The 23884-nt window shown below is 62.7% G+C and carries 11 protein-coding genes; 6 read left to right on the top strand and 5 right to left on the bottom strand.

Annotation, left to right across the window (positions count from 1 at the left end; all coding sequences use genetic code 11):
- Positions 1-48 precede the first annotated feature (48 nt).
- Complete coding sequence (locus GEMMAAP_RS13360) at positions 49-1419, top strand: amino acid permease (protein WP_026848792.1); 1371 nt, start codon at positions 49-51, stop codon at positions 1417-1419.
- Positions 1420-1758: 339 nt separating this feature from the next.
- Here GEMMAAP_RS13360 and GEMMAAP_RS13355 read toward each other — a convergent pair whose 3' ends face one another.
- Positions 1759-5061, bottom strand: a complete 3303-nt coding sequence (locus GEMMAAP_RS13355) for a TonB-dependent receptor (protein WP_026848793.1) — start codon at positions 5059-5061, stop codon at positions 1759-1761.
- A gap of 320 nt (positions 5062-5381) precedes the next feature.
- Between GEMMAAP_RS13355 and GEMMAAP_RS13350 the strand changes: the two genes are divergently transcribed.
- A complete protein-coding gene (locus GEMMAAP_RS13350; RefSeq protein WP_026848794.1) occupies positions 5382-8642 on the top strand; it encodes a TonB-dependent receptor in 3261 nt (1086 codons plus the stop codon).
- A 183-nt stretch (positions 8643-8825) separates the two neighbouring features.
- Here GEMMAAP_RS13350 and GEMMAAP_RS13345 read toward each other — a convergent pair whose 3' ends face one another.
- Genes GEMMAAP_RS13345 through GEMMAAP_RS13330 form a run of 4 tightly spaced genes read right to left on the bottom strand, consistent with a single transcriptional unit; the run spans position 8826 to position 13263 of the window.
- On the bottom strand, positions 8826-9713 hold the full coding sequence (locus GEMMAAP_RS13345) for an MlaD family protein (protein ID WP_026848795.1): 888 nt from the start codon (positions 9711-9713) through the stop codon (positions 8826-8828).
- Between the two features lie 35 nt (positions 9714-9748).
- Entirely contained in the window at positions 9749-10540 is a 792-nt protein-coding gene (locus GEMMAAP_RS13340; RefSeq protein ID WP_053333766.1) for an MlaE family ABC transporter permease, read from the bottom strand.
- A 39-nt stretch (positions 10541-10579) separates the two neighbouring features.
- Positions 10580-11665, bottom strand: a complete 1086-nt coding sequence (locus tag GEMMAAP_RS13335) for an LptF/LptG family permease (RefSeq protein WP_026848796.1) — start codon at positions 11663-11665, stop codon at positions 10580-10582.
- The gene (locus tag GEMMAAP_RS13330) at positions 11662-13263 is read right to left on the bottom strand and encodes an LptF/LptG family permease (protein ID WP_075071521.1); all 1602 of its coding nucleotides are present in this window, start codon (positions 13261-13263) and stop codon (positions 11662-11664) included. Before GEMMAAP_RS13330 ends, GEMMAAP_RS13335 begins: the two co-directional genes overlap by 4 nt.
- A gap of 61 nt (positions 13264-13324) precedes the next feature.
- Between GEMMAAP_RS13330 and sov the strand changes: the two genes are divergently transcribed.
- The 4 genes from sov to GEMMAAP_RS13310 all read left to right on the top strand — a co-directional run bounded on the left by sov (position 13325) and on the right by GEMMAAP_RS13310 (position 23805).
- Positions 13325-19876 carry a T9SS outer membrane translocon Sov/SprA gene (sov, locus tag GEMMAAP_RS13325; protein ID WP_026848799.1) on the top strand — a complete coding sequence of 2184 codons (6552 nt, stop codon included), beginning with the start codon at positions 13325-13327 and terminating at the stop codon, positions 19874-19876.
- Positions 19877-20129: 253 nt separating this feature from the next.
- Positions 20130-20678 carry a ComEA family DNA-binding protein gene (locus GEMMAAP_RS13320; protein WP_053333767.1) on the top strand — a complete coding sequence of 183 codons (549 nt, stop codon included), beginning with the start codon at positions 20130-20132 and terminating at the stop codon, positions 20676-20678.
- 15 nt (positions 20679-20693) lie between these two features.
- Positions 20694-22535, top strand: coding sequence for a GspE/PulE family protein (locus GEMMAAP_RS13315; RefSeq protein ID WP_053333768.1), 1842 nt, complete (start codon positions 20694-20696; stop codon positions 22533-22535).
- 88 nt (positions 22536-22623) lie between these two features.
- A complete protein-coding gene (locus GEMMAAP_RS13310; protein WP_026848801.1) occupies positions 22624-23805 on the top strand; it encodes a type IV pilus twitching motility protein PilT in 1182 nt (393 codons plus the stop codon).
- Positions 23806-23884: the final 79 nt, after the last annotated feature.

Raw genomic sequence — 23884 nt, 5'->3', positions numbered from 1 at the left:
CTGTTCCGAGGTGGTGTACCCCCGTCCCGCGTACTACCATAACGCCCCATGGCCAAGCCACCCGCAACCTCCGCCCCCGCCTCCACCCCCGCCGAGCTCCCCCGCTCGCTCGGGCTCTGGAGTGCCATTGCTGTTCTGGTCGGTACCACCATCGGCTCCGGGATCTTCCGGTCGCCGGCGGGCATTGCCGACAAGCTCCCCGGGCCCTTGCCGCTCATGGCGGTGTGGACCGTGGGCGGCCTCTTTGCCCTCTGTGGCGCGCTCACCCTGGCCGAACTGGCCGGCGCCATGCCCCGCACGGGCGGCTATTTCATCTATATCCGGGAAGCCTGGGGGCGGTTGCCGGCCTTCCTGTACGGCTGGGCCGAGTTCACGCTCATCCGGGCGGCGGCGCTGGGGGGCATCTCGCTCACCTTTGCCCAGTATTTCCTGCGCGCGCTGGGCATCGATCCCAGTCTGGCCCCCTACGACGCCTACGCCCACTACATCGCGGCCGGTGCGCTCATCCTCATGGCCACGATCAACGTGGTGGGGCTGCGCTGGGGCTCGCTGGTGCAGAACGTGACCACGGTGGCCAAGTACGGCGGACTGGTCATCATCGTGTTGTTGGCGTTCACCCTGGGGCTCCCTAAGACCGGCGGCCATTTCACCCCAGCCGTTCCGCCGGGCAGCTTCTCGGTGTCGGCCTTCGGGTTGGCCCTGGTCTCGGTGCTCTGGGCGTTCGATGGCTGGGGCGACCTCGCCAAGGTGTCGGGGGAGGTGAAAGACCCCGAACGCACGCTCCCCAAGGCGATCGTGCTGGGGACGTTGGCGATCATCGCGATCTACCTGCTGGCCAATCTCGCGTACCTGTCGGTGCTCTCGGTCGACGAAATGCGGAAAGCCCCACTGGTCGCTGCCGACGTGGCGCTGCGCCTCATTGGTCCGGTCGGCGTAACCCTGGTGTCACTCACGGTGCTGCTTTCCACCTTTGGTTCCGTGAACGGCTCACTGCTTACCGGCCCGCGCATCTTTTTTGCCATGGCCGACGACGGGCTGTTCTTCAAGCAGGTCGCCAAGGTGCACCCCACCTTCAAGACGCCGTACGTCGCCATCATCATGACCGGCACGTTGGGCGTCGCGTTTGTTCTGCTGCGCAGCTTCGAGCAGCTGGCCGACATTTTCGTCACCGCGAGTCTCGTGTTCTACATCATGAGCATTGGCGCCATTTTCAAACTGCGGAAGCGCCCCGACTGGAACCCGCCGGTCAAGACGCCGCTCTACCCGTTCGTGCCCGCGCTCTTCTGTCTCGCCGTGCTCTTCCTGCTCGGCAATTCCCTCATGGACGACGCGCAGCGTATTCCCACGCTTGGCGTCTTTGGCGTGATCCTGCTGGGCGTGCCGGTATTCTACGCTACCGTTGGTCGGAAACGCGGTTGAACGGCCACGGCGGTTCGGGTTTAGGCCTTCCACTGCAGAATTGGAAGACACCAGCGGTTCTGGACCACCACGGCCGTTGAGGAACACGGCCGTTTGGGTCTTCAGGGAAAGTGCCGCCCGGCTTCGCCGTGGCGGCACTTTTGGGGTGGTTGGAGTAATTGCTACCGCAGTGGCCGTAAGGAAACCACCAAAGGAATGCGCCCGCCGGCAATGCCGGCGGGCGCTTCCATTTCCACCCAAACTGTCGTGTTCCTTGACTGGAGTGGCGGTCCAGAACTGCCGTGGCAGTCCTGAACCGCCGTGGCCGTTCCAACCCGAACCGCCGTTGCCGTTAAACCCTTAGTTGAAGGTGTACCGCAACCCCAACTGCATACGCCACACATCACTTGTGCCGGCGGTGCGCTCAAAGCTCTTGGACAGCAGCTGCGTGGGCGACGTGTTGGTGAAGCGGAACAGCGCGCGTCCCTGTGCGTCCGCACCGCGAGCCACCAGCGGACGGTTGTTTACGGCACGCAGCCCCTGACCCCAATTGTCGTTCAGGAAGTTGCCGAAGTTCAGGATGTCGAGGCGCAGCTGCAGGGCGTTCTTCTGGCCGCCAAGGCGGGCGAAGATGTCCTGCGTGATGCTCAGGTCCGCGTTGTAGATCATCGGCAGGAACACCGCACCACGCTGGGCGTACTGGCCGCGGCGCGAGCTGAGGTGTTTGTCCTGATTGATGAAGGCTTCAAACGCGTCCTGCTGCTCCTGCACCGTGAAGGTCTTGGCGCCGCTGCCAGTCGCCGTGAACTGCTCGAAGTTCATTTCCGAGCGGTCCTTCGGTACGTAGATCAACTCGTTGTTGGCAATACCGTCGCCATTCAGGTCGCCCGAGATCGTGTAGCTCGTGTTGCCGGCATTGCGGCCTTCGAAGTACAACGAGATGCCCGTCTTGCCGAAACCGAAGTACTGCTTCTCGTACGTGCTGGCCAGGAAGAAGCGATGCCCGGCCGCGGTGCCCGAGATACCGACGCCCGGGTTGTTCGCGTCGAACGTGATCGGGTTGCCCGTGAAGCTGCCGCCGGCAATGGAACCGGCATCAACCGTGTTGCGCGACATACCATAGCTGTACGCGCCCTTGGCGAAGAAGCCGTTACGGAACCCACGCTCCAGCGAGAACGCGGCGTTCCATGCCGAACCCACGTCCTGATTCTTGAGGATGATGGCATTCTGCACGTTGCAGTTGATGCGGACCTGCAAGCCGCCCGCCGGACAGGTATCGCTGTAGCGAGGACGACGGTCGGCACCCTGGAACGTGCTGGTCGGGCCGGCCAGGTTGGCGTCGATGTAGTAGATGCCATTTACATCCTTGCTGTACAGGAACTCGGCCGTCGCGTTCATGCCCCAGAAGATGCGACGGTCCACCGCGAGGTTGGAACGCCAGATCTGCGGGAACTTGAAGTCCGGGTCCGTCAGCGCGAGCTCGTACTGCGCCGCCGGCGCGCCGGTAACGTTCGTGGGCTTGTACGCATCCGGATCGGGGTTGAACGGCCGGTTGCGGGTGTTATCCACCGACTCGAAACCCGTGAGCACGCCGTTGTTGCCGACCTGATTGGAGATCCACACGTAGGCCGGACGGCCAGTGAAAATGCCCGTACCACCACGGATCTGCGTCTTCTGGTCGCTGTTCACATCCCAGTTGAAGCCGAAGCGCGGCGACCAGAGCAGGTTGGCGTCAGGGAGCTTCTGGGTCTGGATGCTCAGGTCGCGACGGTTCTCATCGCGGAACGTGAAGCCGTTCGCCTGTGGATTCGTGAAGCCCGTCTTGCCAAACACCGGCACGTCCACACGCAGGCCCACCGTGAAGCGCAGGTTGTCCATCGCGCGGAAGTCATCCTGCGCGTACACCCCGCCGTACATCACTTCGAGCGGCTGGATGGGCTTCTCTTGCCCCGGGATGTTGGACCACCGCACCTGGAAGCGGCGCGCCGTGACCGGCGACGTCGTACGGTTGGGGTTGGCCAGGTAATCGTTGGCGTCCGTATAGAAGTCGGCCAGCGAGCTGTACACGTACGAGCTCTGCGACCCCGGGAAGAAGACGTTCTCCGACTCGTACCGCTCGAACGAGCCACCGAGCGTGAAATCGTGCCGGTCACGCGAGATGGTCAGGTTGTTCTGAATCTGGAAGCTCTTGTAGCGCAGCTCGTTGCTCGGCGTGAACGGTTCAAAGCCGAATGACGTGTAGGCCGTACCTTCCTGCAGGATGTCCACGAACGGGAACACCTTGCCACCGCGCGTCGAGCGGCTTTCGTCCTGCGACGTGTAGCCGATGATGAAGTTGTTGGCCATCCGATCGCCGAACAGGGAGTTCCATTCACCCACGATGCTGCGGATGTTCTCCTTGATCTGGTAGTTCGAATTCTGGAAGGAGAGGAACGTGTTGTTGTTCGCGCGGCCGAAACCCAGCGAGCTCGACGTGGACAGATTTACGTCGGTGTTCGAGTTCAGCATGTTGAAGCGGACGCTGAACTTGTTCTTGTCGTTCAGGTTGTAGTCGAGGCGCGTGAGAAAGCGCTGCCCCGGCGTTTCGTTGTCGTAGCCGGCAAAGGGGCCGGTTTCGTAATCGAACTTGTCGCGCAGGAACGTGGACAGGCCCACCAGGTCGGACTCCAGCACGCGCGTCGTGTTGCCGGTCACCGGCTGGCCGCCGGTATTGGCCAGACGCAAGATGCCCGGCTGCGTCTGCTTGTCCTCTTCGTAGCTCGTGAAGAAGAACAGCTTGTCCTTGATGAGCGGACCGGCGAGGCGGGCGCCAATCTGGGAGTAGTTGAACGTTCCGGGATTGAACGTATTCGCACCGGCCTGGCGGCCGACGAGGTCTTCGTTCCGCATGAAGTAGTAGACCGAGCCGGTGAACTGGTTCGTGCCCGAGCGGGTCACGGTGTTCACACCGGCACCGGTGAAGTTGCCCTGCCGCACGTCGTACGGGGCAATGTTCACCTGAATCTGGTCGATGGCGTCGAGCGAGATGGGGGCCACACCCGTGCGGTCACCGGGCTGACCGCCCAAACCGAATGAGTTGTTGAAGTACGAGCCGTCCACCGTGATGTTGTTCAGGCGGTTGTCCTGACCGGCAAAGCTCGAGCCGCTCGCCTGCGGCGTGAGGCGCGTGAAGTCGCCAATACGACGCGAAATCGTGGGCAGCGCTTCAATGGTCTGGCGGCTCACCGACGTGGCGGCACCGGTGCGCGTCGTGCTCAGCGCATTGGCGTCGGCCTGCGTGGTGAGTCCCTGCAGCTGCACGGCCGCCGTGGCGAGCTTGAAGCGCACGTCGGTCGTAATACCCAGGGTCAGGGCGCCAATCTCGCGCGTTTCCTTGCGATACCCCAAAGCGCCGGCCGTGATCTGGTACGGACCGCCGATACGCATACCAATGATGGCAAAGCCACCGTCGGCGCGAGTCCCGGTGCTGTAACGCGTGCCTGAGGGCGTATGCACGGCATCAATACGAACGTTTTCGAGGGGCTTGCCGGTGGAGTCGGTCACCGATCCGCGAATCGCGGACGTGGTGACCTGTGCCTCCACCGAACGGGCGCTGGCCATGGCCACGACGGCCACAGCAAGCGCCATCCAGCTGCGAACAGCACGCCGGACGAAATGCATCATGAAACTCCTGAAGTTTTGGAGAGGGATGGCATCGGCAACACAGGGATGAACGCCCCCTGTGCGTAACGGAGGGTGCCGAACCACGGGCCTAATGTAACGGACTTGAATCGGGGTGCCGCCGGCGCCGGGGGGGCGTCGGCCGACCGTTACCGACCTGTTGCACCTTCTCGCGGGCACGAGTCGTTCCTAGCCCTAGCTTGCTTGTCACGACCCTCGGCTGGCCCTAACTTTTATGGGCTGTGACCGTCTTCAGGTAGCTTGTTTTCCTGTTTTCGGAACGTCGGATGTGCGTCAATCGCCATTCCTCCTCCCAAGAATCCATGCGAATCTCACGTTGGCTCGGTACCGCCACAGCGGTGCTCGGTCTTGCTCTCCTCCCCGCCCAGCGTGTGCTGGCGCAGGGGACCACCACCGGCGCTATCGCCGGCACGGTGTCCGATTCCAAGAAGGCGCCCGTTGCCAACGCCCAGGTTGAGGTCATCAACAAGGCCAATGGCGCCCGGACTGGGGCCATCACCCGCGACAACGGCCGTTACTTCGTGCCCAACCTCGAAGTGGGCCAGTACACCGTGAACGTGCGGCGTATCGGCTACAAGCAGTACACGGCCCCCACGGTCACGGTCAGCCTCACGCAGACCACGCGCCTCGACATCGACCTGGAAGATCAGGTCGCCCAGCTGGCGGGCATCACGACCCGCGCGGCGGCGGCCAACGCCGACTTCGCCGCCACCCGCCAGGGCGCGCAGACCGTCATCTCGGACACGCTGGTTCGTCGCCTTCCCACGCTCAACCGCGACCTCACCGACCTCGTCCGCAACACGCCACAGGTAAACGTGTCCACCACGGGACGCCTGTCCGCCGCCGGCCAGAACAACCGGTTCAACAACATTCAGGTGGACGGTGTCTCGCTCGCCAATCGTTTCGGTCTCGGTGATTCGCCGACGGTAGGCGCTCAGGTCGGTGGCCGCGCGCTGCCGCTCGATGCCATCAAGGAGTTCCAGGTTCTGCTTTCGCCGTTCGACGTGCGCCAAGGCAACTTCACCGGTGCCCTGGTCAACGCGGTGACGCAGTCGGGGACCAACGAGTTCCGCGGCTCGGCGTTTGTGTACTACCGCGACCAGCAGATGGGGCGCGACACCGCATTCCTGCGCAACGCGCCGTTCCTGCGTCGTCAGCTGGGCTTCACGCTTGGCGGCCCGATCATCACCAACAAGCTGCGCTTCTTCGCCAGCGTAGAAACGTCGCAGCAGAATTCGCCGGCCAGCGGACCGTTCTTCGATGCCTCGTCGCCCACGGGACTGATCAACTCACCTACCCCTACGGCGCGGATCACGCAGGCGCAGATCGATTCGTTCACCACCAAACTGGCCAGCTACAACATTGCCGCCGGCAGCCCGGGCATCCAGCAGAACGAAAACCCGCTGCTCAATACGTTCGTCCGGTTGGACTACCAGTTCAATGACAAGCACCGCCTGGTGCTCCGCAACATCTATAACGACCAGACGGCGTTCGACTTCTCGCGGTCGCTCGGCACGTTCAGCTTCACCTCCAATGCATTCGAGCGTACCGAAAAGTCCAATCAGGTCGTGGCGCAGGTATTCTCGAACTTCTCCAACGGGTTCTCCAACGAGTTCACGCTCGGGCTCACCAACACCCGTTTCAAGCGCGACCCGGAAGTGACCTCGCCCATGATCACGGTGCAGAACATCGGCGGCCGTGGGTCAGGGATCTCGTTCCGCGCCGGTACAGAGAACAACTCGCAGGGCAACGAGCTGCGTGAAGACCTGTACGAAATCCAGAACAACTTCACCATGCCGTTGGGGAACCACCTGGTTTCCATCGGTACGCGCAATGAGATCTACAAGGTCTATAACGCGTTCCTCCAGAATTCGTACGGCAACTACACCTTCGACTCGTTGTCGGTGTTTGCGGCCGGCGGTCGGGCCAACAGCTTCCTGGGCTCCGGCAGCCTGGGCGGCGATGTCGCGGCGCAGTTCACGGCGGCTCAGCTGGGTGCGTATATCCAGGATCAGTGGACCGTGACCCCGCGCCTGACCGTCACGTACGGTTTGCGCGTCGACGCGCCAGTATTCTTCGACAACCCGTCCTTCGCCCCGCGCGTGGAAGACGCCTTTGGGTACAACACCAGCGACCTGCCGTCGGGCAACCTGCAGTGGTCGCCCCGCGTCGGCTTCAATTGGGACGCCACGGGTGACCAGCAAAATCAGCTCCGCGGCGGCGCAGGTTTGTTCCAAGGCATCCCGGCGTACGTGTGGATGTCCAACCAGTTCCAGAACACCGGTGTCGGTCTGGCGCAGATCAGCTGCGGTGGCGGCGTCACCACCAACAATGGGGTCGCCCCCGACTTCAATCCGGAACCGGTCGCACCGCGTGCCTGCGGTCAGCGGCCCAACGGATCCGCCGGGCGCAGCCTCGACAACGCAACGGCGTTTGGCAACGTGAACGTGGCCGATCCGAGCCTCAAGTTCCCGCAGCTGCTGCGCGCCACGTTGGGCTACGACCGCAAGCTGCCCGGGAATGTGGTTGCCACGCTCGAAGGATTGTACTCGAAGAGCATCAACAACTTCTTCTACACCAACGAGAACATCTCCAACTCCAGCCGCATTGATGCGCAGGGACGTACGGTCTTCTCGCCCATTCAGGCGAGTGGTCAGCCGGCCATCACCCGCCCGCAGCCGGCGTTCGACAACGTCCTGCTCCTCCAGAATCAGAGCAAGGATTACAGCTACAGCATGACCGGCCAGCTGCGGAAGCGCTTCGATGGCGGATTTGAAGGCGGTGTGGCGTACACGTACAGCAAGTCGTACGCGGTGTCCGACCTCACGTCTTCGGTGGCGCTGTCCAACTGGCAGTTTGGCCGCGTCTACTCGGGTGAGCAGAACGACAAGCCCCTCAACACCTCGTTGTTCGACCAGCCGCACCGCCTGCTGATCAATGGCACCTATACGGCGCCGTGGAAGAGCAACCAGACGAGCATCTCCTTCTACTTCAGTCGGCAGTCGGGCACCCCGTACGCCTTCACGTATGGTGGCGCCGCCGGCCGTGGTGACATGAACGGCGACGGCTCCAATGCCAACGACCCGATCTACATCCCCACCGGCCTTGGCGATACCAAGCAGCGCTTCGTCAACCGTGGCTCGGGCAGTTCGCTTGTAACGGCGGCTACCCAGGAGCAGCAGTTTGACGCGTTCATCAACGCCAACAGCTGTCTCTCCAAGCAGCGTGGGCAGATCATGGAGCCCACGTCGTGCCGCAACCCGATGTTCGACCGGTTTGATGTCACGCTGGAACAGCAGCTGCCGTCGGCGGCTGGCGAGCGCGTCACCATGCGTCTCGACATCTTCAACTTTGCCAACCTGCTCAACCGCAGCTGGGGCAAGGTGCGCTCGGCGTCGGGCTTCGGCAATGCCACATTGCTCGAAGTACAGTCCATGACGAGCGCCGATGCGGCTACCCAAGTGCCGAATGTGACATTTGCCAACAACTTCAACACGAACTTCTCACCCATCAACTTCCAGCAGTTCTATCAGATCCAGGCCAGCCTGCGCTTCGCGTTCTGATCCAAGGGATGGGCAAAACGAAGGGGGCGCGTCGAAAGACGCGCCCCCTTTTTTGATGGACTGTGCCCTGACATTCGGGGCTACCGAAGTGAGACCTGGAGTTGCGATCGTCCCAACGCTCTCACGTCAGAATCGCGATTCGCCAGACGCAGATCTCAGATCGCGACCGGTACCGCCGGAATCTCAGAAAATCTTGAGGTTGATGTATTTCCTCGGATTCGCCTTGATATCAATCATCAACGAGTCCATCCGCGCCAGCAGCGTATCCACGCGCGCGTATACCGCCGGGTCGTTCATCAGCTTTCCCACCGTACCCGGGCCGCTGTTCACCTTCGTCACCAGCCCCTGCACGTTCTTGTTGGTCTCGGCCAGATCCTTCGAAAGTTTTTCGAAGCTGGCGCTCGTGGCCCGCAGGTTCACGAGCGTCGAATCCACCTTGGCCGAATCGACCGAGCTCAGTGTCTTCCGCAATTGCGCCTGCGTCAGCGTCAGCTGACGCGACTGTTCGGCGGTGACGCTGCTCAGCTGCGCCACCAGCTTCGTCAGGTCGGCAATGGTTTGACGCACGTCCTTCACGCCGCCGCCTTCCACAAATTCCGTGCGTGCCTCATCGCTGAGTGCCCGTACGTTCAGCGCAATCGAATCGCCTTTTTCCAGCAGCGCGGCCACGCTCGGTGAGCCGATCCCGGTCGGAATCGTGTCGCCCTCCGACATCTTGCCGGCGACGCCTTTGACCGGCGTGAGAGCAATCAGCATGTCACCAAAGATGCCGTTGGCCTCTACCGACGCCGTGGTGCCTTCGGGGATGCGAAACTCATCCTGTACCTGATACGTCACCACGATGGTGCCGTCGGGAATGAGTTCTACGCCCTGCACGAACCCCACCTGGACGCCAGCCAATAGTACCGGCTGTCCCTGTTTGAGCCCTGCCCCCCACGGGAAACGTGAGAACATTGGATAGCCTTTGGACAAGCCCCCGCGGGCAATCCAGATGGTCCCCCCCAGGGCAATCGCAATGCCCACCAGCAGGAGCAAGCCGACCAGCAGTTCGTCGCGTCGTTTCGTTGACATATGTCGAGAATGGTACAGGCGGCGGCCAGATGGCCTTATGCCTGGATGAACGGAGCCAGCACGGCCGCGACGATCGCGTCGAGCACGAGGATACAGACAGAGGCAATGACGACCGCGAGTGCCGTGGAGCGTCCAACGCCCTCGGCCCCCGATTCCGTCACGTAGCCTTCGTAAGAGCAGACAAACGAAATCGCGGCACCAAAGAAGAACGCCTTGATGAGCGAGTACACCACCTGGAACGACGTGAACGCCAACCGGAGGCCGGCCAGAAAGTCATCGGTCCGCACGTCGGTGGCCAGAATGAGCGTGAGCCACGCGCTGAAAATGGCGGTAGCGTTGGCCAGTACCGTGAGGACGGGGAGCATCACCAGCGCGGCCAGCACCCGGGGAAGCGCCAGGTAGGCCACCGGGTCGAAGCTGAGCGTTTCGAGCGCATCGATCTGTTCCGTCACACGCATGGTGCCTATCTCAGCCGTCATGCGTGCCCCGACGCGCCCTGTCAGCACCAGCGCCGTGAGCAGCGGTCCCAGCTCCAGCACAATGGACTGGCGCACAATGAGCCCTACCACCGACATCTGCACGCCCGGGAACAGCTGATAGCGCGTCTGAAAGGCCGACACACCGCCAAGGAAGGCGGCCACAATGACCGCCAACGGGACCGAGTCCACGCCAATGTTGCGCATTTGGCGGATGAACTCCGGGACCCACGTGCCCGGGTCACGGATCCCGCGGACGATATCGCGGGCAAAGTACGCCCGTTTGCCAAACGCCCGCAGCGTACCGCGCACGCGCCGCTGGGCTGCCCTTGCGGCAATATCAATAGGCATCAGGAGCCGCGGCGACGTGAGAGAAAGAGCATCGAGAGGTCAGGTACGAACACGGGACATCAGAATGATGGCAAAAGTACCGACCAGCATGTTGGGAATCCACGCCGCAGTCTCCGGCGGCAGTAACCCTTTGCCCCCGACGGCCTTTGTCAGCTGAATGAGCACCAGAAAAAACACCGTCGTGGCGAGACTGACGGCAATACCGTAGGCCGCCCCGCCACGCTGGGAACTGGTGGCCAGCGGTGCGCCAAACAGCGCAATGATCAGGCACGTTACGGGGATCGCAATCTTCAGCATGCGCTCCACTTTCAGCGTGTTTACGTCGGCCCCCGACCGCTCCAGCGCCCGGATATACTGGGTCAGCTCGGCAAACCGCATCTCTTCCGGTTCCCGGGCGTTGGCCCGGAGCTCCTGTGGCGTTTCCTTGAGCCCGCGGTCCACCAGCGAATCGAAGCTGAAGGCCAGATCGGCCGTCTCGTTGGGGATCACGTGCAGCACCCCCGACTGCAGCATCCATCCGCGAGTCGCGTGCCAATCGCCTCGTTTGGCCGAAATGAGCAGCCCCGGGCGCTTGGGCCCCCCGCGCTCCTCGATTTCCAGGTCGCTTACCGACTTGCCCCGCACACTGAGGGTATAAATGCGGTACACGCGCCCCCGGTCGCTGGCAAAGGCAAAGTTGTAGCGGTCATCTTCGGCGTTCTGCACCTTGCCCGCGAGCAGCTTGATGCGTTCGGCGTTGGCCGGCGGCGCGATTTCGCTGAAGACCAGGTCGAGCCCCATGGCCAGCGTGGCCATGACCAGAATGGGCGCAATGAATCGGTAGAAGCTGATGCCGGAGGCCTTGGCCGCGGTGATCTCTGAATACCGCGTAAACGTGCCAATGGAAAACACGGTGGCAAACAGCACCGCCGCCGGCAGAATCATGAACAGCGTGTCGGGGATCCAGTACAGGTAACTCAACGCCAGCGCCTGTGCGGTGAGCTTCTTTTCCTGATACTTGCGCAGGTTGTCCACCAGATCAATCACGAACACGAGCACGGGAAAGCCCATGATCGTGACGGTGAAGATGCGGGTGAACTCGCCGGCGATGTATTTGTCGAGCGGGGTAATGAAACGTCGGCTCATGCGGTGGCCGCCGCGGACGTGGTGTTCGTGCCGGCCAGTTCCTTCATGAGTTGCTGACGCGCCTTCCGGTCGGCCCACCAGTCACGCAAGCCGCCGCCACGTGAAGTATCGGTGGTGCTCTCCACCCGCCAGAGCAGCGCGATGCCCGCCAGCGAAAACACCACGTTGGCAATCCACATGGCCACATAGGCTGGCAGCCGTCCCTTGTCGGCCAAGGCCTCCCCGCCCATGAGGCACACGTAGTACAACCCGAACACCACGATGCTCACGCCAATGGTGACCCCTACGCCACCGCGCGGAAAGCGCAGGGCAATGGGCGGCCCAAAGAGCACGAACACGAGACAGGCAAACGACAGGGCGAACTTCTTGTGAATCTCCACGGCCAGACCGTCGAGAATTTCCCGCTGGGCCAGCAATTGCTGCTGGGCCGCATTCATGGCCGCCTGGTACACCGTCATGGTGTCCTGCGTAGCCACCGCCGGCACGACCGGCGCCGGTACCGTGTCCGTCGTTGCCGCTACGGTATCTACCTTCACCGTGCCGGTATCCCGCTGCTGCCCGGAATCGGCCGGCGTTCCGCCCGAATCGGGTTTGACCAGCTGCACCGACTGCGCCTTCGCCTTCTTCGGGAGCAGCAAGGACGACAGCCCGCCCAGCAGGCGCTCGCAATAGAATGTGGCCAGCACTTCCTTCTTCGGACGGTCGCGGGTCACCGTAATGAGCTTGCCCTTGCCGGCCAGCCGACCTGCATTGTCCATGTAGTCGCCACGCAGTCGCGTGAACTCCTTGGCGTTCTCGATGTACGTCTGGTGCATCTGGCACACCGTCTGTTCGCGGTCACCGCGATAGCCATCTTCCTTGGTGGCCTCAAACTGCTTCACAATGCCGCGCAGCTGCACGGTTTGAGTGCGGAAGAAACTCCGCTGCAGTTTGCGGGCATCGCCCCGCACAAATTCCTGGGCGTGGCCATCGTACAGCTGCAACTGCAGGTTCTCACCGGCTGCGTCCAGCAGAAACAGACCGCTGTCGGCGTAGATCGTCTGTCGCTCCGGCCCTTTGCGCAGATCGTAAATGGTGACGTCGTACATGCGATTGGTATTCGCATCGGTACGGGCCACGCGCAAAAAGAACTGGTCGGTAATGGGGTTCATCACCTGATCCTTGAGCGCCAATGTGGGCTTGGTCTTGGCGATGTCGTTGTTCAGGATGCGCAAGGCATGATTGGTGCGCGGCAGCAACTGGTCGTTGAACCAGACCATGAACAGCGACAGCAGCAAGGCACACAGCAGCACCGGTGCCATGAGCGAACGTACGCGCACCCCACTGGCCTTGAACGCGGTAATCTCGTGTTCCGCCGCCATGCGCCCGAACGCGTACAGCGTGGCCACCAGCACCGCCATCGGCAACGTCATGGCGATGGTGAAGGGCAGGGACAACACGAAAAACTTGCCAATGGCGGACCATGGCAGCCCTTTGCCGGCCAGATTGGCCAGCTGGCGCGCGACGTACTGCAGCATGAGCAGCGACGTCAGGGCCGACAGGGCGAACACGAGGGGGCCGACGTGCTCGCGGATGACATAGCGGGTAAGGAGCTTCACGACGTAAATTCCCAGCGGACCACCCGCTTTATCAAGGGCGAACCGCCGCGGATGTTGGGGCGTGACGCACTTGTTGTTTGAGACCGTACCATGGCCCCACGGGCAGGCGCCCGGCGGGGAACGCGTGGTACCCCACGACCGGAGTTCGGTGCGCAGGTTGTTCAAGGCGGTCCTTGGGGCCGTGGTGACCGCTGGATCCCTGCTGGCGACCCCCCTCGCCGCCCAGGTTACCCCCATCCGGCTCCCACTCCCGCCCGCGGCCCGGCTCCTGCGCGATTCCCTCGTGCTGCGCACCTCCGGCCGCCCCGGGGCGCTTGACCGTTCCCCCGCTATACGCCCCGACCCGGCCGGCGTCGGGGAGCGTGCCGTGCAGGCCGCCACCCGCCTCCGCCGTGAACGGTTCGCCGACGCCTGGGCCCGCACCGTGGTCCGAGCCAACCTCGCCGCCCTCGCTCCGGTCGGTCCCGCGGTGGCTGGCCCCCCCGGCTCCCTGCAAAACGCCGCTCCTGCGCCCACCCCGGGAGCCCTGGTCCCCCTGGCCCCGCAGAAGCCCGCCGAGGCCAATCCGGTGGCCAACGCCGCTGATTTCCTCAGTGACATCGGCGACCTGGGTATCTCGCTCAACTCCCGCCTCGAATCCAAGGTCCAGCGCAGTCGCAACGAACGCTGCACCACCGCCCAGCTCACCATCGTGGGCAACAACTGCTCCGGCATCTTCCAGCCGGCCTTCGATTTCCAGTTCAACGTGCGATCCGGCGGCGTCGTGGCCGACCGCGTCTTCGTGAACGTGGACTACGACTCGCAACGCGAGTTCGACGCCTCCAACAACATTTCCGTTCGGTACCAGGGCAAAAGCGACGAAATCCTGCAGACGCTGGAGGTGGGCAATGTCACCTTCCAGCCCCCGGCGTCGCGCTTCCTCACCTCCGGTATCCCGTCGGGCAACTACGGCGTGCAAGCCACCGGGCAGCTCGGGCCCATGCGCTTTACCTCCATCGTGGCCCAGCAAAAGGGCAATGTCTCCAAGGACAACGTCTTTACCGTCGGCGAGCGCACGCAACAGCAAGTCGATCGGGTCATTGAGGACATTCAGATCGAAACGCGCCGGTTCTTCTTTACCATCGACCCGCGCCAGCTCCCGGGCTATCCCAACGTGGATCTGCTCAATCGCCAGCAAATGCAGCAGCTGGCGGCCGCCCTCCCCGATTCGGTGCGTCCGGTCCGGCTGTACCTCTACCGCCAGCTGGTCGGTGCCGCCAACCAGAATCCGCGCGGCCCGCAGTTCTCCGTGCGCGGCGCACGCAACAACTCGCGGCAGATTTATGAAGTGCTGCGCGAAAACGTCGATTACTATGTCGACCCGTCCATGCTCTGGATTGCCCTCGTTCGGCCGCTCAACCTCAATAACGAGCGCCTGGCGGTGGCCTACGAGGTGAACGTGAACGGGCAGGCCGGCCGCAACCCCAATACCGGCGGGACGCCCGACATCGAGTTCACGGCCGAACCGCAGTTCGCCAATCTGCTCTGGGAGCCGGAACTCCAGCCCAACAACCCGGCCTACTTCTTTCGCGAAATCAAATCGGTCTATCGCCTCGGTGGCGAAGACCTGCTGCGCCAGTCCATTGGCATGAAGCTGGTCACCGGGACGTCGGGGGACCAGGAAAAGCCCATCGACCCGTCGCGCGGCGAAACGTACCTGCAGCTCTTCGGGCTCGCGCAGCCTACCAACTCGGCCTCCTTCGACGTGGAGAACCGCGTCTGGCCGCGCCCCAACGATCCCAACTTCCGCGCCAACTTCTCCGGCGGCGGTCAGCAAAAGCTCATCCCCGACTACTTCGTCTTCTTCCCGTCGGTGCAGCCCTTTGCGCGCACCGGGCTGGCCCAGCCGGCAGCCAACCCGGCCAACGACACGCTCTATCGCTATCCCAACGAGTACCTCTATTCGGCGCAGCGACCGCAGGCCATTTACCGCATGGCGGTCAGCTACCAGTCGGAAGGAGGCGGCAACAGCCAGTCCATCCGGCTCTCCACCATTCAGGTCCGCCCCAACTCGGAGCGGGTGGCTATCGAAGGGCGCGAACTGGTCAAGGAGCAGGACTACACCATCGACTACGATCTGGGGCTCATCACCTTCAATCGTCCCGATACGCTCTTTGCGCGCCCGCGGCAGGTTTCGGTGCGTTACGAGGAAAATCCGCTCTTTGCCGCGGCGCCCACCACCATTCTGGGGTTTGCATCGCAATTCCCGCTGGAGAATGGGCAGATCGCCTTCACCGCCATCTCCCAGCAGCAACGCTCCTCGCTCAATCGTCCGCCCCTCGGCTTTGAGCCCGTAGGCTCGCTGGTGGCCGGCGTGACGGCGGCCCTGCAATGGGACGCGTCGGCGTTGACTTCGTTGCTCACCAAACTGCCCTTCACTCCGTCCAGCAGCCGCTCCCGCATTGCCTTTCAGGGCGAGTTTGCCATGAGCAAGCCACAGCCCAACGCGGCGGGGCAGGCGTACATTGAAAGCTTTGAAGGGGAGGCCGAACGGCAACTCCCCATGTCGGAAGCGGCCTGGTACTTTGGCTCCCGACCGGCGCTGGGCAACTCGCTGGCAGGGGTGGGGAGCAGCGTCTTCTCGCTCAATCGCGCCACCACCATGGCCTTCCAGAACAATGGCGTGGATGTGGGCGGCAACTTCGTCCAGTTCAACATTCAGCAGATCGACCCGGCGGTGCGCATTGTGGGCGGTGGCGTACTGCCAGCCGAACAATTGCTGTGGATGACGCTCTACCCACTGAAGACAGGTGGCATCTTCGACTTCGAGCCCGGGACCGCGAATCGTCGCTTCGCCTGGACCGTGGGCGACAACAGTCTGGCTGGCCCAACCCCTACCGGCCGGCGGTGGCGCTCCATGCGCACGATCCTCAGCCCCAGCGGTACCGATCTCTCCCGCATCGAAAACATCGAATTCTTTGCGCTGGTACGTAGCGAAGACAACAAAGTCCGACGCAATCCCACACTCATTTTCGATTTTGGCGACATCAGCGAAAACAGTGTGGCCTTTGCGCCGGAAACGCTTACGGTCAACGCACCGGTGCGGCCCGGACTGCCGGTGGACAGCACCTATCGGGGCAAACGATTCGTAGGGTACAACCGACTCGACAGCGAGCGTGATCCGCTCTCGCGCGCATTCAACGCGGTGGAGAACGACCGCGGGGTGGCTGGCGACGTTGCCGATACGCTGGTCGTGGTGAATCGCACCAGTGGCGCGCCGGTCGTTACCACGCAAAATCGGGTGCCCATTTGCACGCAGTCGCTGCAAGTCGTGCAGGTGCTGGGTGACAGTCGTGCCAATTGCACGGTGCGCAACAATCGCCTCGACGAAGAAGATATTGATCTCGACGGCCAGCTCAATCTGGACGCCAACGCCACTGAGCAGGAGCAGCTCAAGCGTTTCGTTGTGGACCTTGGCGACAAGCGCAATTGGACCCGCGTAGGTCGCTGCTATCAGCAGCGTGACTCTACCTCGGCAGGAGTCACCAGCGACTCGTTGTGCTGGGTGCAGGTCCGGCTCAATTGGCGTGCGCCAGCCGAGGAACTGAATACCCCCAATGATCGCCGCATGCGTGCCATGCGGCTCACCATGGTCTCCAGTGCGGCGGCCGCCGATGATGAGTTCAGCCGTATCGCACTCGCCCGTTTGCGGCTGGTCGGGGCGCCGTGGCTCAAGCGTGGTACTGAGCCGCTCTCGGGCGCCGCCGGTGATTCCGCCGGCACCGTCGGGGGGTACGTCGTGGCCAGTGTGGTGGGCACACTCGATTCCACGGCTACGCTGCCGTACTCCGCACCACCTGGGGTGGCCGAAGCTCCGGAGAACCGGCAGTCCGGCTACGAGAATCAACGCATTCAGGTGAATGAGCGCGCGCTGCGCCTGCAGACCGGCTTGCCCGGCCGGCAATTCCGCACTTACGACCGTGCTGAAGCGTTCTTCCGTTTCCCCGAGGGCACCAAGACGTTCATGGGGTATCGCACGCTCCGTCTCTGGATGCGCGGGCGTGGCAACGGCTGGGGTGAGAACGGAGAACTCAATGGCTACGTCAAGATCGGGCGCGACGAACACAACTTCTACATGTATCGCACGCCGGTGAACGCCGGCCCCAGCCAAAGCGATTGGCTCCCGGAAGTTCGCGTGGATCTCACGCGCTTTCAGATGCTGCGCGCACGATTGGAGAACGCGTTCCTGACCGGGAGCGCCGATTCGGTGCAATGCTCCGGCGCTGACCTGGAACTCATCAAGCGCTCCGGCAAACCGCGTGGCCTCGCTGTGCGTCGTTATGCGGTGTGCGAAGACGGGTACATCGTGTACAGCGCCGACCCGGCTGTCACGCCTCCCAATCTTGCCGGCGTGCAGGAGCTGGCCGTTGGTATGGTGCGCATGGATAGTGTGTCCCGTGGCGGCACCGGCATCATGGCAGGCGACACCCTTGAACTGTGGGTGAACGATGTCCGCCTCACCGATGTCGTGGACGACGTAGGCTTTGCCGGTGAAGTGGGCGTGAGCATGAACGCTGGCGATCTGGCCGACTTCCGTGTCAACCTGAGCCGGCGCGATCCCAACTTCCGACAGCTCAACGAAACCCCGTCGTTCCTCACCACCAGCGGGGTGAGTGTGGGGACTACGCTGCACCTCGAGCGAATGCTCCCGGCGCGGCTGGGTATCGCGCTCCCACTCACGGTCGATTACGCGTCCAGTGGCATAGACCAACTGTTCATCAATCGCTCGGATGTACGCGCCGAAGGTATTGATGGGCTGCGAAATCCCCGCGATCGACGGGTGAACTATTCGCTGTCATTGCGGCGCGTGGCCCCGCTGGAGAAGGGGTGGTATGCCCCGCTGGTGAATGGTCTGACACTGGGAGGAACATGGTCCACCTCCGGGTCGCAAAGTGCCTTCCAGGAACTCAGTACCAGTTCCTATGTCATGTCCGGTGGGCTCAACCTGGCCAGTGATATCCGCGAGAGCAAACTCCCTGGTTTCGTGGACGCCCTTTTCCGCCTGTTGCCACAGCGCCTGCGGCAGTCGGATGGCGTACGGGCGTTCCGCGAGCAGCGTATCCGCTGGTCGCCCACCGCTTTCCGTCTCAGTAGCTCGCTGGCTCGCAATTCCAACGCCACCACGTCGTTCACCAAAGCGGCCGCGTCGCTGACCGATACAGGGCAGGTCACCACCGGGCTCACGCACTTCTGGCAGAACAACGCGTCGCTGGAGTTCCGTCCCACCCCTACGCTCGCGGCCAGTGTTCAGGCGCGGCAACTGCTCGACCTGCGTGACTATCGTCTGGCGGAGGCACAGCCCGACAGCACCGACCGTGGACAGGCGGCATACGCCGAACGGCTATCGCTGCTGGGGAGCAACTTGGGGCTCGAGCGTGAACGCACTCTCACCTCCACCCTGAATTTTTCCCCTTCCACCATTTCGTGGCTGCGCCCACGCATCGACTTCACCAGCAACTTCACGCTCAACAAGGATCCCAACGCCCGCGCCCTGCTGCGTGAGCAGGATACGACGGGCGCCTTCCGGTTGCCCAAGCGTTTGGGGGCTGCGCAGTCGCTCAACCTCGGCACCACGCTCGATCTCGCCCGCTTTACGACGGCGCGCACACGCGAGCGGACACTCATGCGGCGCGTGGGTATGCTCTTCGCGCCTATCGACCTGCAGTGGCAACAGAGCCTCACCTCCAATTACGACAACACCGCCTTCATTCCCGGCTTTGGCTATCAGTTCGGTCTGGGTGGCGTGGACATGTTCCGCGGTCTCGACTCGCGGCTCGCCACCACAGCCGGTCGCCTGCGGCGGGGGACCCTCTCGGGGGCGCTCAATCTGCCCTTCTCGCTCACGGTGCAGTCGCGCGTGGAGAACGGCACCACGGAAACGTGGACACGGCGTACCCTCGACGGCTTCCAGGCGGTCATTACCAGCACGCAGATCGTGCGCCCCGACTTTACGGTGCGCTGGAGCTGGCGCCCCAACCGCCTCAAAAAGGTCATCTCACTGCTCAACGTGAACGGTCGCTATCTGGTCTCCGAGCAGGAAACCACCATCCCCAACGAAACCGGTGGTCTCGCCGACCGTAGCCGCCTAATTGCCCGCAGTCAGCCGCTCTCCACTACCATTACCTGGACGTTCCTCGGCAATCTGGCCACCAACGCCTCGCTCGACCGTCAGCGCCGAGAGGAATTACGCCCCGGAGCCGTGACCAGCGGCGATACCAAGCGCATGTCCTTCGATGTAACGCGCTCGTTCCGCCTGCCGAAGAAGTGGAACACCCGCAACGGTCAGATGCGCACGTCGCTGTCGTACCAGAGCGAAGAAAACTCCAGCATCGTGAATGGTACGTCGGTGAGCAATGGCGATGATGCCGCGGTGGCCCCGCAGACCAGCGTGCTCACCAACAACGGCCGGCGCGCCTTCAACCTGAACGCCAATACCGACCTGTCAGAACTGGTCAGCTTTACGCTCACCGGCAGCCGTATCATCAACTTCGACCGCAACTACAACCGCCAGACCTCAAACATCATCTTCTCGGCGGTGTTGCAGCTCCGCTTCTTTGCCGGCGAAATGCGGTAGGATCGCGTGTGGGGCGTTGAATCGATGGCACGAAGGATCCGAGGCATCCAAGGCCTCTCAGTAGTCAAAGCAATGTGACGGAGCCCGAATGACTGGACCGCGCATCGTGACCTCCTGTGCCTCGGATGCCTCGGATGCCTTCGTGTCATGGGTTCAAATGCCATAGCTATTGCACAACAATCAGTCGTTCCAATGACCCAACCGGCGTAATCCCGGTACCGCTCCGCAGGCCGTTGCGCACTATCGTGCGCCCATGGCCACCAAGCAGGAACGACTCGCCCTCTCCTTCATTACCGGCATTGCCCTCACCGCGGTGGGCGTGCGGGCCGTGGGCGTGCAGCGGTTTGATGCCGACGTGGCCAAGGCAACCCGGCAAGCCCCCGACTCCGGGCTGGCCCAACGGGCCTTGGCCGCGCAGGTCGCCGCCGTGGACTCTGCGGCCCGCGCCCCCAGGCGCCGAAAATCCGGAGTCAAACGTCCATCATTAAGTCTGCGTCAGAAAGCGCCGACACCATCACGTGGTGTGGCGCCGACGCCTCCTCCTCGTGTGGACGTGAACGCCGCGACCGCCCAGGAACTAGAAACGCTTCCCCGCGTCGGTCCGGCCCTCGCAAAACGCATTGTGGAATGGCGGGACCGTCACGGCCCGTTCAGCCGTCTGGAAGAGCTCCGTCACGTCCGTGGCATCGGCCCATCCACCGTTCGCTTGCTGGACTCGCTGGTGACGTTTTCCGGGCGGCCTAGTCCATTAGACAGTGAGGGCACCCCCTCGCCCGCATACCACCACGAGTCCGTGTTCTGACGGAAATCAGGTCCTATGGCTGCTCCAGCTGCTCCACTCTCCGGTCGCGCTACCGAACGTCTTGGCGATATGCTGATTCGCGAGGGCTTGCTGACCAAAGAAACTCTCGCGAAGGCGTTACAGGAGCAGAGCAACACTCCTGGTCAGCGCCTTGGCTTGACCGTGGTCAAAATGGGGCTCGTCCCGGAGACCGAAGTCGTGCGCATGCTGGCCCGCCAGTACCGCATGCCGGCCGTAGACCTGTCCCGCTTCGAGGTGGATACCCGCCTCCTCAAGCTCATACCGGCGGAACTGGCGTCCAAGCACACCGTGCTGCCGCTCAAGCGCGATGGCCGGCAGCTCACCGTGGCCATTGCCGACCCTACGGCCATGTCGGTCGTGGATGACCTCAAGTTCATTACCCGCTACGACATCATTCCGGTGCTTGCCGGTGAATACTCGATGCGTGCGGCCATTGAAAAACATTACGAAGCCAATGAAATCCACATGCAGTCCCTGCTGCAGGACATCGCGGCGCAGGACGAAGACGATGTGGAGGTGCTGGAAAGTCAGGATGACAGCGCCGAAAGTGCGATGGCCGCCCAGATGGATGAGGCGCCCGTCGTCAAGCTCATCAATGCCATCCTGGTAGACGCCGTAAACAAAGGCGCCTCGGATATTCACTTTGAATGCTTCGAGCACGAATTGCGCGTACGCTACCGCATTGATGGGGCGCTGGCTGAAGTCATGAAGCCCCCCATGAAAATGCGCGCCGCTCTGATCTCGCGTTTCAAGATCATGGCGTCGCTCAACATTGCCGAACGCCGGGTGCCGCAGGACGGGCGCATCAAGCTGAAGGTCGGCAAGAAGGTCGTTGATTTCCGTGTGAGCACCCTGCCCACACTCTTCGGCGAGAAAGTCGTGTTGCGAATTCTGGACAAGGGCAACCTGACGCTCGAACTCGAGAAGTTCGGTATTGAGCCGCGCGCCGAACGCGAGCTCATGGAAGCCATTTCCAATCCGTACGGCATGGTGCTGGTCACGGGGCCCACGGGCTCCGGCAAAACGACCACGCTCTACTCGGCACTGTCCAAGATCAATACCGGCGATACGAACATCATGACCGCCGAAGATCCCGTGGAGTACAACCTCTACGGCATCAATCAGGTGCTGGTGCGCACCGAAATCGGCATGACGTTCGCCGCCGCCTTGAAGGCGTTCCTCCGGCAAGATCCCAACGTCATCATGCTCGGCGAAATCCGAGACCTTGAGACTGGCGGCATTGCCATCAAGGCCGCCCTCACGGGACACATGGTGCTCAGTACACTGCACACCAACTCGGCGCCCGAAACCATCGTGCGCCTCTTGGACATGGGGCTGGAGCCGTTCAATGTCGCGTCGGCGCTCAACCTCATTCTGGCGCAGCGACTGGTACGCCGTATCTGCAGCAAGTGCAAGGTGAAGTACGTCCCCGACCTGGCAGAAATCGTGGGTGCCAAGGTCAAGCCGGATACCACCCTGCGCTCGCTCAAGTTCACCGACGAAGCGCTGAACAATGCCCGCGATCGCGCGACGCCAGAAGCCAAGCCGTTCCTCACCAACTTGTCACTCGATACCACCATCGGCGAGCTCCCCTTCTTCAAGGGCCATGGCTGCGATGCGTGCGGTGGCACGGGACTCAAAGGCCGTCAGGGTCTGTATGAGGTCATGTTCATGACCCAGACCCTCAAGAAGCTGGTCATGCAGAACGCCGACGTGCAGGTCATTCGCGATTCCGCGATCGACGAGGGGATGCTCACCCTCCGAATGGACGGTTGGCTGAAGGTGCTGAAGGGGGTGACCACCCTCGATCAGGTCATCCGTGAAACGTCTTCGTAGGATTCTGTGACGGTGGCGTTTCCTGTGGCCACCCAATTCGTCCAGCCTTCGGAACGCGAATGCGCGCCGAGCCACCTCCTGTGATCCGATGACCGCACCTGCCCAGTCTCCAGTATCGCTTCGCACGCTGCTCGATGAGATGATCGAGCGGGACGCCTCCGACCTGCACGTCACGGCCGGAGATCGTCCCAAGCTGCGTGTGGACGGAGATATTGTGAATTCTGCCGTTGAGCACGTGCTCACGCCGCGCGACACGCTGCAGTTGGCGTACTCGGTGCTGACGGAGAATCAGAAGAAGCGGTTCGAAATGGAGGATGAGCTCGACTTCTCCTTCGGCATTGCCAACCTGTCGCGCTTCCGCGGCAACGTCTTCAAGCAGCGCGGCTGTGTGACCATGGTCATTCGCCGCATTCCGTTCCAGATCAAGACCTTCGCCGAGCTGCAGCTGCCGGCGGTCATTGCCGGCTTCGCCGAGCGCCCGCGTGGGCTGGTGCTGGTGACGGGGCCCACGGGGTCCGGCAAGAGCACCACGCTCGCCGCCATGATCGACAAGATCAATACGGAACGCCGTGGACACATCATCACGGTGGAAGATCCCATCGAATTCATCCACCGTCACCGCAATTGCATCATCAATCAACGCGAAGTGGGGGCCGATACCAAGAGCTTTGCCTCGGCCCTCAAGTACGCGCTGCGTGAAGATCCGGACGTCATTCTGATCGGCGAAATGCGCGACCTGGAGACCATCCAGGCCGCGCTGACCATTGCCGAAACCGGTCACTTGGTGTTCGCCACGTTGCACACCAACAGTGCGGCTGAAGCCATTAACCGTATCATCGACGTCTTTCCCAGTCACCAGCAGAGTCAGGTGCGGGCCCAGCTTGCCTTCGTACTCGAAGGCATCATCACACAGGTACTGCTGCCCAAGGTGTCAGGGCGCGGTCGTGCGATGGCAGCGGAAGTGCTGGTGGTGACGCCGGCCATTCGGGCGCTCGTTCGCGACGACAAGGTGCACCAGATCTACTCGCTCATGCAGTCCGGCAAGAAGTTCGGCATGCAGACGATGAACGATGCCCTGTACCAGCTGTACGTGAACCGCCTGGTGAGCGCCGACGAGTGCGTGCGGTCGTCCGGTGATCCCAACGAGTTTTTGCGCATGATCGGCAAGGGGCCCATGGATGACGGCCTGTCGGCGCCCTCCTCGATGAACGGGACGGGGAACGGCAACCGATCCACCGACCGTCCGCTCACTGGTGGTCTCCGGAAGTAGGTCGCCGTCGCCCTGACCGCCTTCCCTCTGCCCTCTGCTCCCTGTTTGCCGTTCCTGCTCCCTGCACCCTGCTCCCAGC

The sequence above is a fragment of the Gemmatimonas phototrophica genome (assembly GCF_000695095.2).
Taxonomy (GTDB): domain Bacteria; phylum Gemmatimonadota; class Gemmatimonadetes; order Gemmatimonadales; family Gemmatimonadaceae; genus Gemmatimonas; species Gemmatimonas phototrophica.
Note: the sequence above shows the minus strand (reverse complement) of the source record. Positions and strands in the feature narration are given on the sequence as shown.

What these genes read in the sequence shown, in the direction of transcription:
- GEMMAAP_RS13360 (WP_026848792.1), top strand. Translation starts at nt 49, where the DNA reads ATGGCCAAGCCACCCGCAACCTCCGCCCCCGCCTCCACCCCCGCCGAG.
- GEMMAAP_RS13355 (WP_026848793.1), bottom strand. Translation starts at nt 5,061, where the DNA reads ATGATGCATTTCGTCCGGCGTGCTGTTCGCAGCTGGATGGCGCTTGCT.
- GEMMAAP_RS13350 (WP_026848794.1), top strand. Translation starts at nt 5,382, where the DNA reads ATGCGAATCTCACGTTGGCTCGGTACCGCCACAGCGGTGCTCGGTCTT.
- GEMMAAP_RS13345 (WP_026848795.1), bottom strand. Translation starts at nt 9,713, where the DNA reads ATGTCAACGAAACGACGCGACGAACTGCTGGTCGGCTTGCTCCTGCTG.
- GEMMAAP_RS13340 (WP_053333766.1), bottom strand. Translation starts at nt 10,540, where the DNA reads ATGCCTATTGATATTGCCGCAAGGGCAGCCCAGCGGCGCGTGCGCGGT.
- GEMMAAP_RS13335 (WP_026848796.1), bottom strand. Translation starts at nt 11,665, where the DNA reads ATGAGCCGACGTTTCATTACCCCGCTCGACAAATACATCGCCGGCGAG.
- GEMMAAP_RS13320 (WP_053333767.1), top strand. Translation starts at nt 20,130, where the DNA reads ATGGCCACCAAGCAGGAACGACTCGCCCTCTCCTTCATTACCGGCATT.
- GEMMAAP_RS13315 (WP_053333768.1), top strand. Translation starts at nt 20,694, where the DNA reads ATGGCTGCTCCAGCTGCTCCACTCTCCGGTCGCGCTACCGAACGTCTT.
- GEMMAAP_RS13310 (WP_026848801.1), top strand. Translation starts at nt 22,624, where the DNA reads ATGACCGCACCTGCCCAGTCTCCAGTATCGCTTCGCACGCTGCTCGAT.